The sequence below is a fragment of the Paracoccus jeotgali genome, assembly GCF_002865605.1.
Taxonomy (GTDB): domain Bacteria; phylum Pseudomonadota; class Alphaproteobacteria; order Rhodobacterales; family Rhodobacteraceae; genus Paracoccus; species Paracoccus jeotgali.
This window is the reverse complement of record NZ_CP025583.1, coordinates 1511044-1525255: the sequence shown is the minus strand read 5'-3', so window position 1 is coordinate 1525255 and position 14212 is coordinate 1511044. Positions and strand designations below refer to the sequence as shown.

The 14212-nt window shown below is 67.0% G+C and carries 11 protein-coding genes and 1 pseudogene; 7 read left to right on the top strand and 5 right to left on the bottom strand.

The features are described from left to right. Positions 1-105: 105 nt before the first annotated feature. From rmuC to ribD, 3 genes are all read left to right on the top strand, one after another. Positions 106-1614, top strand: a complete 1509-nt coding sequence (rmuC, locus tag CYR75_RS07475) for a DNA recombination protein RmuC (protein WP_225972896.1) — start codon at positions 106-108, stop codon at positions 1612-1614. Between the two features lie 128 nt (positions 1615-1742). Continuing rightward, the gene (nrdR, locus tag CYR75_RS07470) at positions 1743-2210 is read left to right on the top strand and encodes a transcriptional regulator NrdR (protein ID WP_101499478.1); all 468 of its coding nucleotides are present in this window, start codon (positions 1743-1745) and stop codon (positions 2208-2210) included. A gap of 23 nt (positions 2211-2233) precedes the next feature. Next, a complete protein-coding gene (ribD, locus tag CYR75_RS07465) occupies positions 2234-3217 on the top strand; it encodes a bifunctional diaminohydroxyphosphoribosylaminopyrimidine deaminase/5-amino-6-(5-phosphoribosylamino)uracil reductase RibD (protein ID WP_101499477.1) in 984 nt (327 codons plus the stop codon). A gap of 3 nt (positions 3218-3220) precedes the next feature. Here the strand turns inward: ribD and CYR75_RS07460 are convergent, their stop codons facing one another. Beyond that, positions 3221-3991: an enoyl-CoA hydratase-related protein gene (locus CYR75_RS07460; protein ID WP_101499476.1), complete on the bottom strand. Its 771-nt coding sequence runs from the start codon at positions 3989-3991 to the stop codon at positions 3221-3223. Between the two features lie 4 nt (positions 3992-3995). Next, positions 3996-5651: an acyl-CoA synthetase gene (locus tag CYR75_RS07455; RefSeq protein WP_101499475.1), complete on the bottom strand. Its 1656-nt coding sequence runs from the start codon at positions 5649-5651 to the stop codon at positions 3996-3998. A gap of 128 nt (positions 5652-5779) precedes the next feature. Between CYR75_RS07455 and CYR75_RS07450 the strand changes: the two genes are divergently transcribed. The 3 genes from CYR75_RS07450 to dctP all read left to right on the top strand — a co-directional run bounded on the left by CYR75_RS07450 (position 5780) and on the right by dctP (position 8785). Continuing rightward, the gene (locus tag CYR75_RS07450) at positions 5780-6292 is read left to right on the top strand and encodes a TRAP transporter small permease subunit (RefSeq protein ID WP_225972895.1); all 513 of its coding nucleotides are present in this window, start codon (positions 5780-5782) and stop codon (positions 6290-6292) included. A gap of 88 nt (positions 6293-6380) precedes the next feature. Beyond that, positions 6381-7679 (top strand): TRAP transporter large permease, encoded by a 1299-nt coding sequence (locus CYR75_RS07445; RefSeq protein ID WP_101500932.1) that lies wholly within the window; start codon positions 6381-6383, stop codon positions 7677-7679. A 17-nt stretch (positions 7680-7696) separates the two neighbouring features. Beyond that, positions 7697-8785 (top strand): TRAP transporter substrate-binding protein DctP, encoded by a 1089-nt coding sequence (gene dctP, locus CYR75_RS07440; RefSeq protein WP_101499473.1) that lies wholly within the window; start codon positions 7697-7699, stop codon positions 8783-8785. A 56-nt stretch (positions 8786-8841) separates the two neighbouring features. On the opposite strand, the pseudogene CYR75_RS07435 reads toward dctP, so the two are convergent. The 3 genes and pseudogenes from CYR75_RS07435 to CYR75_RS07425 form a co-directional block, all read right to left on the bottom strand. Then, positions 8842-10847: pseudogene (locus CYR75_RS07435) on the bottom strand (capsular polysaccharide biosynthesis protein). Continuing rightward, positions 10840-11994 (bottom strand): polysaccharide biosynthesis/export family protein, encoded by a 1155-nt coding sequence (locus CYR75_RS07430; protein ID WP_225972894.1) that lies wholly within the window; start codon positions 11992-11994, stop codon positions 10840-10842. Before CYR75_RS07430 ends, CYR75_RS07435 begins: the two are co-directional and overlap by 8 nt. 90 nt (positions 11995-12084) lie before the next feature. After that, the gene (locus CYR75_RS07425) at positions 12085-13428 is read right to left on the bottom strand and encodes a capsule biosynthesis protein (RefSeq protein WP_101499472.1); all 1344 of its coding nucleotides are present in this window, start codon (positions 13426-13428) and stop codon (positions 12085-12087) included. Between the two features lie 169 nt (positions 13429-13597). Here CYR75_RS07425 and CYR75_RS07420 point away from each other — a divergent pair, with 169 nt between their 5' ends. Beyond that, complete coding sequence (locus tag CYR75_RS07420) at positions 13598-14197, top strand: riboflavin synthase (protein WP_101499471.1); 600 nt, start codon at positions 13598-13600, stop codon at positions 14195-14197. Positions 14198-14212 lie beyond the last annotated feature (15 nt).

Sequence of the window (14212 nt, the reverse complement as noted above, 5' to 3'; positions counted from 1 at the left end):
GTAACCCGGCATTAACCCTGCGGTGGCTTGATGCTTGCCGTGCCCTGCGGCATGGGCTAGGCACAAAAGCGGAACATGTGGGGTGACGGTTTGTCAGGAATGATCATGGCCGAACCGGCGATCTGGCTCGCCATCGGGCTGGTGTTGGTGCTGGCGGCGCTGTTGTGGCGCTCGCAGCGGGCGCTGGCGGATCTGCGCATGGCGCATGATGGCGCCACGCGCGATCTGGGGCATCGGGATGAGACGCTAGCCCGGCAGGTGCAACTGGCCGAGGATCTGTCCTCGCGTCACGACGTCCTGCAATCAGAGCACCGCGAATTGTCGCTGCAACTGGAAAAATCTCTCGCCCGGCTTGAGGCGCGCGAGGCTCGGCTGGCGGAACTGGCCGAGGAACGCGATTCGCTGACCGACGCGCTGCACCAGAGCCGCAATCAGGTCTCGACTCTGGAACGCGATCTGGCGAGCGTTCGTCTGGCGGCAGAAAAGGATCAGGAGCGCGCGGCGCATGATCTGGCCCAGCTGCGCGAATTGCGCGAGGAGATGACCGGCCATTTCCGCCTGATGGCGAATGAGACGCTGCGGGTTCAGGGCGCGGACATGCAGAAAACGCATGGCGAGCAGCTGAACGCGCTGCTGACCCCTTTCCGAGAACAGGTCCAGCATTTCCAGCGAGAGCTGCGCGACCGCAACCGTATCCTCGACGAAGAGGGTGCAAGGCTGCGCGACCAGATCGCCAATATCGGCAACGAGGCCAGCGCCCTGACCCGCGCGCTGAAGGGCGACAAGCAGAAGCAGGGCGCCTGGGGCGAGATGATCTTGGAACGGATTCTGGAGGAATCCGGCCTCGAGCGGTCGATCCATTACGATGTGCAGACCAGCTGGACGGACGAAGACGGCAAGACATGGCGCCCGGACGTGATCGTCCGGATGCCGCAGAAAAAGCTGCTGGTCGTCGACAGCAAGGTGTCGCTGAACGCCTATGAGCAGGCGGTGAACGCCGAGGACGACATCGCCCGCAGCGCCGCGATGAAGCGCCATGTCGAGGCCATGCGCGCGCATATCACCACCCTCTCGGGCAAGGGCTATGACCAACTGGCCGAGGGCGCGGTCGATTACGTGCTGATGTTCATCCCCATCGAAGGCGCCTTTTCCGAGGCGATGCGCTTCGATCCGGAACTCGCCAGCTTCGCCATGGACCGCCGCGTCGGGCTGACGACGCCGACAACGCTGATGCTGACCCTGCGCACCGTCGAACATGTCTGGACGGTCGAGCGCCGCGAGTCCAACGCGCTGGAAATCGCCCGGCGGGCGGGGCTACTTTACGATAAGATGGCCGGCTTCATCGAGTCGCTCGACAATGTCGGCGTCGCAATCAATCGCGCCAGCGACGCGCACCGGCAGGCCGTCGACCGCCTCTCTCGGGGCAATGGCAACGTCATCCGTCAGGTGCAGATGCTGCAAGAACTGGGCGCCCGCGCCACCAAGCGCATCCAGATGGACCATGATCGCGAGGCCGATTTCGAGGCCGCGGCCTTGCCGGGGCCGGCTGAGGCGGGCGTACAGGAGGATGAGGCGCGAGAGGTGGAGCCCACGGGACGGGACGCGGCCGAGTGACTGGTTGCCAGCGCCCCGCGTGCTGCGCCTGTATCTGGTGCGAGGCGAGGGCGATTCCACAATGACTGTTGCGAATTGTCCCTCTCTTGTGGATAACTGGGCCATCGCGACGACATAGGGGTTGGGCAATGCGCTGTCCGTTTTGCGGAAACGCCGATACGCAGGTCAAGGATTCTCGCCCGGCCGAGGAAAACGCCGCCATCCGGCGTCGCCGGTTCTGCCCCGGATGCAGCGGCCGCTTTACCACCTACGAGCGCGTTCAATTGCGCGATCTGGTCGTGGTCAAGACCAATGGCCGGCGCGAGGATTTTGACCGCGACAAGATGGCCCGCTCGATCCGCATCGCCATGCAGAAACGCCCCATCGACGCCGAGCGGATCGATCAGATCATCTCGGGTATCGTTCGCAGGCTCGAAAGCATGGGCGAGACCGACATCCCTTCAAAGGTGATCGGCGAGATCGTGATGGAGACCTTGGCGCGGATCGACAATGTCGCCTATGTCCGCTTCGCCAGCGTCTACAAGAATTTTCAGGATGCCGGGGATTTTGACAAGTTCGTTTCCGAACTGCGCCCTCCGGGACCTGATACGGCGTGAGTGAGCCGCAGGACCGGCGCCATATGGCGCACGCGTTGCGGTTGGCGCAGCGTGGGCTGGGCAATGTCTGGCCGAACCCCGCGGTGGGCAGCGTGCTGGTCAGGGATGGACGGATCGTCGGGCGCGGCTGGACGCAGACGGGCGGTCGGCCCCATGCCGAGCGGATGGCGCTGGATCAGGCCGGGGAGGCGGCTCGTGGCGCCACCGCTTATGTCACGCTGGAGCCTTGCGCGCATGAGGGGCGCACCCCGCCTTGCGCGAATGCGCTGATCAAGGCCGGTGTGGCCCGCGTGGTCACCGCGCTGACTGATCCCGACCCGCGCACCGCCGGGCAGGGTCACGCGATGCTGCGGGCGGCGGGGATCGAGGTGACCGAGGATGTGCTGTCGGCAGAGGCGCGGCATCTGCAGCGCGGTTTCCTGCTGCGGGTGACAGAGGCGCGGCCGATGGTGACGCTGAAGCTTGCCTGCAGCCTCGACGGTCGGATCGCCACCGCGAGCGGCGAAAGCCAGTGGATCACTGGCCCGGCCGCGAGACAGCATACCCATCTGCTCAGGCTGCGGCATGATGCAATCATGGTGGGCGGGGGAACAGCGCGGGCCGATCGCCCCTCGCTGAATGTGCGCGGTTTCGGACCACGTCGTCAGCCGGTGCGGGTGATCGTCTCGAGCGGCGAGTTGCCCGATCTGCCGCCGGAGGGGGAGGATTTCGGGCCGATCTTGCGCGCCTCCGGCCCGGTTCAGGACATCCTGCGCGATCTCGCCGCGCACGGGATCACCCGCGTGCTCTGCGAGGGCGGCGGCGGGTTGGCGGCGCAGCTGCTGGCGGCGGATCTGGTCGATGATCTGGTGATCTACAGCGCCGGCATGGTGCTGGGCGGCGACGGGGCCGCGGCGGTAGCGGCGCTTGGGCTGACAGGTCTTGCGCAGGGGCCCCGGCTGCAGTTCAGGCGGGCGTTTCGGGTCGGGCCGGATCTGTGCCAGATCTGGTCGCGCGACGGCGGCTAGGGGTTAATCGCCCTGCCAGACCGGCGCGCGGCGCTCGGCAAAGGCGCGCGCACCCTCGACGGCGTCGCGGCTGTCGACCAGCCGCCGCAGCAGGCGATCGTTCAGCGCCCAACAGCCCTCGTCATGTAGCCGGCTGGCGGCGCGCGACAGCTCGAGGCTCGCGGCAAGCGAGAGGGGCGCGTTGGCGGCGATCTGCTGCGCCAGCTCCATCGCCTCGGGCAGCGGATCGGCGTCGGTCAGCCGGCTCACCAGCCCATGCGCCTGCGCCTGCTCGGCGCTGATCGGCGCGCCGGTCAGCAGCATCTCGGTCGCCAGCGCGCGCGGCAGCATCTGCCCCAGGCGGAACGCGCCGCCCGCGCCGGCGACAAGGCCGATACGAGCTTCCGGCAGGCCGAAACGCGCGTCGCGGGACGCAACCACCAGGTCGCAGGCCAGCACAAGCTCGAACCCGCCGGCGAGGGCCGGGCCCTGGACCGCGGCGATCATTGGCTTCGGGACCACGCGGCTGACAAAACCGCCCAGCCGGCCCTCGCCGAAGAGGATCTCTTCGGCCTCGCCCTCGACAAAGGCCTTCAGGTCCATGCCGGCGCAGAAGACCGGCCCGGTCGCGGCGAGGATGGCGACGCGCAGATCGGGGTCGGTGGCGAAGCGTTCGACCGCCTGCCGCAACTCGTCGCCGGTGGCCGCGTCGATGGCGTTGCGGCGGGCGGGGCGGTTCAGGGTGATGGTCGCGACCGCCCCCTTGCGGTCGAACAGGATCGAGTCCTCGGTCATGATGTCACGCCCCTTCCTTGACGGCCCATTCGCGCAGGGCCCTGCGGATGACTTTGCCGGTGGTGGTCATCGGCATCTCGTCGATGAAGCGCACGAGGCGCGGATATTCATGCGCCGCCAGACGGGTTTTGACATGCGCGGCGATTTCGGACGCCAGCGCGTCGCTGGGGGCAAAGCCCTGATTCAGCACGACATAGGCCGCGACGATGTGGCCGCGCAGCGGGTCGGGCTTGCCGACCACACCCGCCTGCCGGACCGCGGGATGACCGAGCAGGCAATCCTCGATCTCGGCGGGGCCGATGCGGTAGCCGGCGGAGCTGATCACGTCATCATCGCGGCCCACAAAATACAGCCGCCCGTCCCGATCCTTGCGGCCCATATCGCCGGTCAGCAGCCAGCGCCCCTCGGGGCCTTCGATGAATTTGTCCTGCGTTGCCTGCGGGTTGTTCCAATATCCCAGAAACATCACCGGGTCCGGGGCGCGCACGCCGATCACGCCTTCGGTCTCGGGCGGCAGGACGCGGCCGCTGTCGGGGTCGATGATCTCGACCTCGTGACCCGGCACGGCGCGGCCCATGCTGCCCGGCACCGGCGGTTCCAGCGCCGCGCACGCCGAGACGACCATGTTGCACTCGGTCTGGCCGTAGAATTCGTTGATCGTCGCGCCCAGCACCTGCTGGCCCCAGTTCAGCAGTTCTGATCCCAAGGTCTCACCCCCGCTCGCCACCGAACGCAGCGAGAGCGGATGTTGCGCTGCCTCGGGCCAGGCACGCATCATCTTGAGCGCGGTGGGCGGCAGGAAGGCGTTGCGCACGCCGTGATCGCGCATCAGGGCAAAGGCCGCCTCGGCGGTGAATTTCGGAAAGCGGCAGGCGACGACCGGGACGCCGTGGTAAAGCGCGGGCATCAGCACATCCAGCAGCCCGCCGATCCACGCCCAGTCGGCCGGCGTCCAGACCTGGTCGCCGGGCTGGGGCAGGAAATCGTGGCTCATCTCCACACCGGGCAGGTGGCCCAGCAGGACGCGGTGGGCGTGCAGCGCGCCCTTGGGGTTGCCGGTGGTGCCCGAGGTGTAGATGAGGATCGCGGGATCGTCGGCAAGCGTCGGAAAAGCCTCATATTCGGGCGATTGCGAGTTGCAGAGCGCGTCCATCCCGATGGCGTTCTCGTCCTCGCCGTCGATCGAGACGATATGCCGCAGATCGGGCAGGTGGTCCCGCAGCGCGGACAGGCGCGCGGCGCCTGCGGCGTCGGTGATGACGGCACGGGCGCCCGAATCGCGCAGGCGGTGCAGCAGCGCCTCATCCCCGAAGAGTGTGAAGAGCGGGATCGAGATGCAGCCCATCCGCGTCACGGCGACATGCGCCACAGCGGTCTCGATGGATTGCGCGAGCAGCACGCCGACCCGGTCGCCGACCTCGCCCTGACGGCCCACGCCGAGGCTCGCCAGCCCGTTCGACAGCCGGTTCGCCTGTTCCGACAAGCTGCCAAAGCTGCATTCGCGCGGCGGGCGTCCGGGGGTGACGTCGAGGATCGCCAGACGCTCGGGCTTGGTCGCGGCCCAGCGGTCGCAGATCGCCGCGCCGAGGTTGAAGCGTTCGGGGATGTCCCAGCGGAAGGCGTTTCGGGTCGCGACGGGGTCGCCCATATTTCTCAACATGACTGCTCCTTCAGCCTCGTCAATCGATACTGGCCTTCACCGCGCGTTAACGCAATCTGTGGCATGCCATTGACAGACAGCCCCTAAATACCGACAGTCTCAAAAAAATAAAACGGGGAGAGCGGCTTTTGATCTCGCTTATCGACTGGGTGAACGAGGCGGTCGGCCGCGTCGTGTCACTGCTGGCCGGTGTGTTCGCGGCCATCATCATCTATGACGTCTTCATGCGTTACGTGATGCTGGCACCGACGCCCTGGGCCTTTGACGTCACCAAGATGATGTATGGCTTCTATTTCGTCATGCTCGGTGGCTATGCGCTGCGGCATCAGGCGCATGTGCGTGTCGACCTGCTGACCGCGCAGCTTGGGCCGCGCGTGCGCCGCTGGGTCGAAATCCTGGGCTATATCCTGTTCTTCCTGCCCTTCAGCATCGTATTCACCCTGTATAGTTGGCAGTTCGCCCTGCGCGCGCTGGATCAGGGAGAGCGGACCTATGGGGCGGTGCAGCTGCCGGTCTATCCGTTGAAGCTGGCGATGGGGGTCGCGGCGACGCTGCTGCTGATCCAGGGCGTCGCCGAGCTGCTCAAGCTGATCCTGCGCACCGACCACCTTGAACCGCTGGAGCCGCTGGATGTTCACTGACTTCATCAACGGCGCCATCGGGGCGCTGAACCCGGTGCTGGGCTGGATGGCGGTGCCCGGCATCGGCGGCGAGGCGATCGCGCTGATCATGGCCGCGCTGCTGGTTCTGGGCCTGTTCATGGGCCACCCGCTTGCCTTCGTGCTGGGCGGGACGGCGGTTCTGGGCGCCTTCATCGCCGGCAAGCCCATGGTCCTGGGCATCACCATCAACCGGATCTTCGGCGATGTGCTGGACAATTACACGCTGATCGCGATTCCGCTGTTCGTGCTGATGGCGCGGTTCCTGTCCGACAGCGGCGTCACCGACAAGATGTTCGAGGCGCTGCGTCACCTGATGGCCAATGTGCGCGGGGGTCTGGGTCTGGCGGTCGTGTTCATCTCGATCCTGCTGGCGGCCACGACCGGCATCATCGGCGCCTCGATCACGGTGATGGGCGTGATGGCGCTGAAGCCGATGCTGCAATACGGCTATGACAAGCGGCTGACGACGGGGCTGATCGGGGCCTCGGGCTGCCTTGGCATCCTGATCCCGCCTTCGATCATGCTGATCCTGATGGCGTCCTATGCGCCGGGCCTGTCGGTGGGCGAGCTGTTCGCGGGCGCCATGATCCCCGGCATCCTGCTGGGGCTGATGTATGGGATCTATGTCTTCATCGTGGCGGTGGTGCGGCCTGACCTCGCGCCGCGCATGCTCGAATCCGAACAGATCGGGCGCGGCGCGATGTGGCGGATGCTGGTCGTCGAGGCCGTGCCGCCGCTGATCCTGATCCTGGGGATTCTCGGCTCGATGCTGATGGGGGTGGCGACCGCGACCGAGGCGTCGGCCATCGGCGCAATGCTGGCGCTGCTGATCGTCATTGGTCGCCGCCGCTTTACCTGGGCGAATTTCTACAGCGCGTTTCTGGAGACCGGCCGCACCTCGGCGATGATCCTGTTCATCGTCGTGGGCGCCACCGCCTTTACCGGCGTCTTCAACATCACCGGCGGGTTGACCGCGACGCAGAACCTGATCCGCGGGCTGGCCGAGGACCCGAACACGCTGCTGGTGGTGATGCTGGTCACGGTCTTCATCCTGGGCATGTTCCTTGACTGGACCGGCATCGTGCTCCTGTGCTTCCCGATCTTTCTGCCCATCGTGGCCGAAATGGGCGTCAGCCCGCTGTGGTTCGTGGTGCTGATGGCGGTGGTGCTGCAGACCAGCTTCCTGTCGCCGCCCTTCGGCTATGCACTGTTCTACATGCGGGCGATCTCGCCCCCTGACATCTCGACCGGGGACATCATTCGCGGTGTCATCCCGTTTATCGTCATGGTCCTGTTGATGTGCGGTTTGATCGTATTCTTCCCGCAACTCGTCACCTGGCTGCCTGACACCCTGTATCGAAGCTGACCTGAGGAGGAACTTTCATGAAGACGACCCTGACCATTCTTGCCGCAACGACGATCCTGGCTGGACCCGCGCTGGCCGACAACTGGACCATGACCTCGACCTGGCCGTCCTCGCTCGAGCTGATCGAGATCGACAAGCACTTCGTCGAGATCGCCAATGCGCTGATCCCCGACGAGGAGCTAACCATCGAATTCTTCGAAGGCGGCGCGCTGGTGCCGGCGGGCGAGGTGTTCGGCGCGGTCGAATCGGGCACGATTCAGGCCGGCGCCGACTGGCCGGGCTATTGGGCCGGACGCGACGCGGCCTTCTCGCCGCTGGCGACGACGGCGAGCCTGTTCAACGCCGTCGACTACGTCAACTGGATCAAGGCCTGGGGCGGCGCCGACATCTATAACGAGGTCTATGGCAAGTTCGGCATGGTCTATCTGCCCTACGGCGTGACCAACAACGAATCCGGCTTCCGCACCGTCGACAAGCCGATCGAGACGACCGACGACCTGAAAGGCATGCGTCTGCGCGTTTCGGGACTTGAACAGGGCAAGCTGCTGGAAAAACTGGGCGGCAGCCAGGTCTCGATGGCCGGTGGCGAGATCTACCAGTCGCTCGAGCGCGGCGTCATCGACGGAGCCGAGTTCTCGACTCCCAACGTCGATCTGTCGGGCGGTTTCGATCAGGTGACCAAGCACTGGTCGACGCCGGGTTGGCATCAGTCGTCGTCGGTCTTCGGGGTGATGATCAACAAGGCGTCGTGGGACGCGCTCAGCCCCGAGACGCAGGAAAAGCTGAAGGTCGCGGCCGACGCCACCATGCTGTGGTCGCTGGCCAACACCGAAAAGCGCGCGACCGAGGCGTATCAGACGTTCCAGGACAAGGGCATCAACATCACCCGTCTGGACGATGAGACGCTGGATAACATCCAGACCATGGCCAACGAAACCATCGTCGAGGTGGCCTGCGCGAACCCGACCTCGGCCAAGGTCTATGCCTCGATGCTGAGCTATGTCGATGACTACGCCAAGTGGCGCGACGCCTCGGCGCCGTTCAACCTGGGCCGCACGCCGAGCGGGCCGGATCTGGCCAAGATCAAGGAATGCGCCGGGGAGTGATCCGGCGGCGGACGGGCTGACGGCCCGTCCGTCATCAAAGCGATCTGGCGGCGCGGTCAGCGCCGCCAGATCCAGTCATGTCCGGCCAACGCTCCCTGCAGTTTCGCCAACAGCCGCAGCGCCGGGCGCTGCGCGACAGCCGCCGCGCCGCTCAGCCGCAGAACGGCGATCTCGGGCGGGCAGGGCAGGCGGCTCACCGGGTCGAAATAACGCGGATAGGCGATCAACGCGGCATGGGTCAGCGCATCCAGCCCCGGCCTTGCCTGCCGACGCGCGGGCACCGGCCCCAGATCCCGCGTCAGCCCCCAACCGGCATAGAAGGGCGCGCCAAGCGTCGTGACCGGCACGCCGCGCAGCAGCGCCTCGAACCCGAGGGTCGAGGTGATGGTCCAGACCTCATCGACATCGGCCAGCAGGGCCAGCGGGTCCGCCTGCGTGGCGACGTGATCGGCCAGCCGGTTCAGTTCTGCTTCCGGAATACTGCCGCGCCGCAGGCCGGCCTCGACATCCGGATGCGGCTTGTAGATCAGCATGGCCTCGGGGTTCTCGCGGCGAACCCGTTTCAGTAGGTCTAGGTTCGACCGCTCGACCCCCGCGCCGAGCCGGATCGAGGCGTCATCCTCGACCTGCCCCGGCACCAGGATCCGCCGCCGTCCGTCGCGCGGCGGCAACGCACCACCGCCGCCGAGGCTGTATTTCGTCAGCCGCGCCGCGATCAGCGCTTGCCGCAAGGCCGCCGCCCGCGCCGCGCCCGCCGGCGGCAGCGGCGCCGCCATCAGCGCCTCGAAACGCGAGGGGCGGGTCGGGTCGTAATAGATCCCAAGATCATCCGCGACCAGTGACAGCGGCGGGACCAAGGCGGCCCCCAGCCCGCGCGAGCGCAGAAACCCGTCCTCGATCCGCAGCCCGTCGAACCCGATGACTTCGTCGGCCTTTCCCGCCCAGGCGATCGTCGGGACGTTTCCCCGCGCCCTGAAGCGAACCGGGGCGGCCTGGCCGAAGAACTGGCTGACGTGGCGGCGCTTCCACAGCCGCATGCCATGGGCGACATGGCCGTGATGATCCTGCCGCCAAGCCTTTACCTCTGCCTCGATCTGGCGAAGCGCGCCTTCAAAATCCGTCAGCCGGTCGGCGCAGGGATCATACCAGACCGGCGCCAGCAGATGCGAGGCGGCGAACAGTGTTTCGATGCTGGCGCGGCCCCGGCGCGGCACCGGCTGCTCATCCTCGCTGAGACCCCAGCCGGCATAGAAGGGCTGCCCGAAGACTCGCGGCCGGTGGCCGGCCAGCATCGCCTCGTATCCCAGTTGCGAGGACATGGCATAGACCGCCCGCGCCTGCGCCAGCAGCCGCCAGGGCGAGAGGGGGGCGTCGCAAAACACCTCGCCCGGCCGCAGATCGGCGGGGGAAAAATGGCCGGGGCGCAGGCCGCGCGCGGTTTCGGGATGGCTGCGAATGACGATCTGCGCGCCCGGATGCTCGGCGCGGGCGGTATCCAGCATGTGCAGGAACGCGGCCCGGCCCGCGCCCATCAGTGCCGCATCACCGGCGGTCTGGTCGATGACCAGCACATGATCGGGGGCGGGGCCGGCGCGTCGGGCAGGTGGGCGTTGTATTTCGACAGATCTGCAGCGATCAGCCGGGCCATCGCCTGCCGCGCCTCGGCCTCGAAACCCGCGGCCCGGCCCGAACTCACCAGCGTCTCGATCAGCGACGGCCGGGTGGGATCGAAATGCAGCCCCACCGGATCGACCACCAGCCCCACCGGCCCGCGCCGCGCCAACCGCCCCCGCGCCCGCCCCGGCAGGATCGAGCGCAGGAAGGCATCTTCGATATGCACCAGCCCCGCCCCGCGCCGCGCCGCGATCGCGCGCCCGCGCCATGCCGTGCCGGCCGCGCCCCAGATGCCGACCGCATCATCGCGACCGGGCAAACCCAGACGTGGCGACCAGCCCGACAGCTCAAGAATGCGCCGCACCCGTCCGCGCAGCAGGCCACCGTTGAAGACGTAAAGCGGCCGGGGCGCGGCCTCGTCGGACCCTAGGTCCGTGGGGTCAGTCAATCCCGGTCGTCGCCGCCAGCGCGCGGGCAGAGTTGGCACTGCCGGTGATCGCGCCGAGGATCTTCTGCCAGCGGACGTAAGGCGCCTCGGTCACATAGATCGTGTCGTCGTCGCGGATCATGAAGTCGCGCGACAGGAACAGCCCGTTCGGCCGCGTCAGGTCCAGCACATAGGCCATGCGCTGCGTGCCCGACACCGGCTGCCCCAGCACGGCCGACGCCACCTGCGACGGCTCGTCACGCAGCACGAAAACGCCGGTCGGGTCAGCCGACAGCGTCGACAGGCCGCCGACCATCGCCACGGCTTCCAGCGCGCTGATCTGCTCGCTGCCGAGCGGCACCTTGGTCTGCCGGCCTAGCGCGCCCAGGGCGGTGAAGCTGCGCTGATCCTCTTCCACCAGGATCACGTCGCCCGGGCGCAGCGCGATGTCATAGCTGGGGTTGAAATACAGGTCCGACAGCCAGACCTTGCCGGTCTCGCGCCCGCGCTTGACGGTTATGGTCGCCACCTCGGGGTCGATGGCGACGCCGCCGGCCTTGGCCAGCATCGCCGACAGCGTCCGGGTCGGCCGCTCGATCGGGTAGACGCCCTGGCCGAAGGCCTTGCCCATGATCGAGACCGTGGCCCCGTCGCCTGCCACGCGGGTGACGCTGACCTGCGGGTCCGGGGTCTGGGTTTCCAGCCGTGCGGTGATCAACTGACGCAGCTGCTCGGGCGAGTTTCCGGCCGCGCGGATGCGCCCGGCATAGGGCACGAAGATGAAGCCCTGGCTGTCCACCTGCAATTGCTGAAGCTGGGTCGAGCTTTGACCCAGACCCACCAGCAACCCGTCATCGACGTTTTCCCAGATCATCAGCCCCAGCACGTCGCCGGGCCGGATCTCGTCCGCGCCGACAACGCCGGCCTGCAGAAACTCGCGCGAGAAGCCGTAGGAGGGCAGGAAATTCGCCGTCCGGTTGACGTGGTTGTTGACAAAGATGACATGCGCATCGCCGCCATTTTCGACAGCCCCCGACAGCATTTCCTTTTTGCTCGGGCCAGAGCGGGGCAGGCCGCAGGCGCCGAGCGCGGTCACGGCGACCAGCGCGAGGATCAGGGTATGGCGGAAAGGGTGCCGGGCTGCGGCGGAAACATCAACGGCGGTCAAACGTGTCACTCCTGCTGTTTGCCGACTCGGCCGGCGCGCTGTCGTGGAGACTAGCGGGGCTTTGCCTGATTATCTAGCACAAGCCCACCCTTAGCGGCGATCCGAGCCGGGCTGTTGCCGTGCGGTCCCATGTCCGTCGGCAAGCGAATCATAGGGATCGTTGCGCGCCAGCATCAGATCGACCACCAGACGCAGCGCCGGCGCGCGTGCGCGGGCGGCATAGAACCCTCCGGGGATCTGACAGGTCTCAAGCAGATAGTCGCGATAGCTGCGGTATTTCGCCGGGTCCGGCCGCTGCGGCTGCAGCAGGAACTCGGCCAGCGGCTGGTCGGAGACCAGTTGCGGCTTGTCATAGACCGCGCGCCCCATCGCCTTGACCGGCAGGCCCCGCCACAGCGCCTGCTGCGCCGCCGTCGAGTTCACCGTCACCACCGAGCGCGCCTGCGCCAGCAGCGGCGCCAGCTTGCCGCCCGGCACGTGGTGAATCCGGTCCAGAATCCCGAGCTGCGCCGCCTTATGCCGGATGTCGCGACGCTGATGCGAGCGACCGTCATCCAGCGGATGGGCCTTGAAGACCAGGTGATGATGGCGCGGCGCATGGGCGGCGAAAGCCTCGAGCACCTCGGCGGTAAAGGCGGCCATGTCGGGATAGTCGGAATGGGCGCGAAAGCTAGCATCATGTTCCAGCTGCATCAGCACCAGCGTAAAGGGATGCCCGCTGCGCCGGATGCGCGCGGTGCGCACGGCGTTGTCGACCGCGAGCAGCGGCGACAGCAGCAGGCGGCGCAGGTTCAGCACGAATTCGCGCCGGACCGGGATCTCGCGATGGGTGCGGAAATGCGGAAAGCGGCGATTCGCGACCAGAACGAGGAAATGATAAAGCGCGCCATAGAATTTGTGCTGCCGCATATCGCCCCAGTTCGCCGGCGGGCGCGGCACTTCCGCCTGATGCCCGCGCAGGGCCGCGTGCATCTGCGGCAGGCTGAACCCCATCAGCCGAGAAAACCCGTTCGAGCCGCCGCGCTCATAGCTGATCCAGAAGGGTCGCAAATAGCCCTCTTCGAAGATGTGCAGCGTCAGGCCCTGCGCCTCGGCCGCCTGCTTCGCCGCGGCGTGGATGGGCCTGACATCGCCATACAGCACGATGTCGGTCACGCCCTTTTCCTTCAGGATGCGTGCCAACGCCTCGGGCCACGCCGCAACCGGCTGCTGGAACCGCAGCAGGTGATCGGGGTCCGACCAGAAGAACGCATCACCCGCGTTGAAGGCCACGCGCCAGACCGTGGCGCCGGTCGCCCGCAGCAGCCTGCCCAGCCGGTCGAAGAAGGGACCATGCGGCCCTTGCAGCAACAGAAACACCCGCTGCGCCGCCGGAATATCCGGCGCCTGCGTCGTCGGGTCTGACGCCCAGCTGACAGAGGTGGCAAGGTTCATGTGCGGCGCAACCTGAATATGTCTGACCCCTATCTGTTGCAGCTTGACCGTGACTTGGGAAGCGTCCTGTGGGGGAAGACGCTCGTCGCCAACGGCTTGTGGCGGCCGCGCCACTTGCCTGCCCGGCCGCCGCGGACTAGATCGGTTGCTGACCCAGAGCGGAGGCCCCATGTTCACCGGCATCATCACCGATATCGGCACCGTGACGCAGATCGAGCAACGCGGCGACATGCGCGCACGCATCCAGACCGGCTATGACATGGACCATGTCGATCTGGGCGCCTCGATCGCCTGCGACGGGGTCTGCCTGACCGTCGTCGCCAAGGGAAGCGAGGCGGGGCAGGACTGGTTCGACGTCGATATCTCGGCCGAAACCTTGTCGAAGACCACCGCCGGCGACTGGGCCACCGGCCAGCGCCTCAATCTAGAACGCGCGCTGCGGGTGGGCGATGAACTGGGTGGCCACATCGTCTCCGGCCATGTCGATGGCGTCGCCGAGGTGGTGGGGCTGCAGCATGAGGGCGACAGTCTGCGCCTGACCTTCGAGGTCTCGCCCGATCTCGCCCGCTTCATTGCGCCCAAGGGCTCGGTCGCGCTGAACGGCACGTCGCTGACCGTGAACGAGGTCGACGGCAACCGCTTCGGCGTCAACCTGATCCCGCACACGCGCCAGGTGACGACTTGGGGAGACGTCGAAGAGGGCGACCGCGTGAATGTCGAGATCGACACGCTGGCCCGTTACGTCGCACGGCTGGCCGAGGCCGGATGAGTATTTGGACAAAGA

Excerpts from the sequence above, each read along its gene's own strand:
- CYR75_RS07460 (WP_101499476.1), bottom strand. The coding sequence starts at position 3,991 with ATGACCGAGGACTCGATCCTGTTCGACCGCAAGGGGGCGGTCGCGACC.
- rmuC (WP_225972896.1), top strand. The coding sequence starts at position 106 with ATGGCCGAACCGGCGATCTGGCTCGCCATCGGGCTGGTGTTGGTGCTG.
- dctP (WP_101499473.1), top strand. The coding sequence starts at position 7,697 with ATGAAGACGACCCTGACCATTCTTGCCGCAACGACGATCCTGGCTGGA.
- CYR75_RS07455 (WP_101499475.1), bottom strand. The coding sequence starts at position 5,651 with ATGTTGAGAAATATGGGCGACCCCGTCGCGACCCGAAACGCCTTCCGC.
- nrdR (WP_101499478.1), top strand. The coding sequence starts at position 1,743 with ATGCGCTGTCCGTTTTGCGGAAACGCCGATACGCAGGTCAAGGATTCT.
- ribD (WP_101499477.1), top strand. The coding sequence starts at position 2,234 with ATGGCGCACGCGTTGCGGTTGGCGCAGCGTGGGCTGGGCAATGTCTGG.
- CYR75_RS07425 (WP_101499472.1), bottom strand. The coding sequence starts at position 13,428 with ATGAACCTTGCCACCTCTGTCAGCTGGGCGTCAGACCCGACGACGCAG.
- CYR75_RS07445 (WP_101500932.1), top strand. The coding sequence starts at position 6,381 with ATGGCCGCGCTGCTGGTTCTGGGCCTGTTCATGGGCCACCCGCTTGCC.
- CYR75_RS07420 (WP_101499471.1), top strand. The coding sequence starts at position 13,598 with ATGTTCACCGGCATCATCACCGATATCGGCACCGTGACGCAGATCGAG.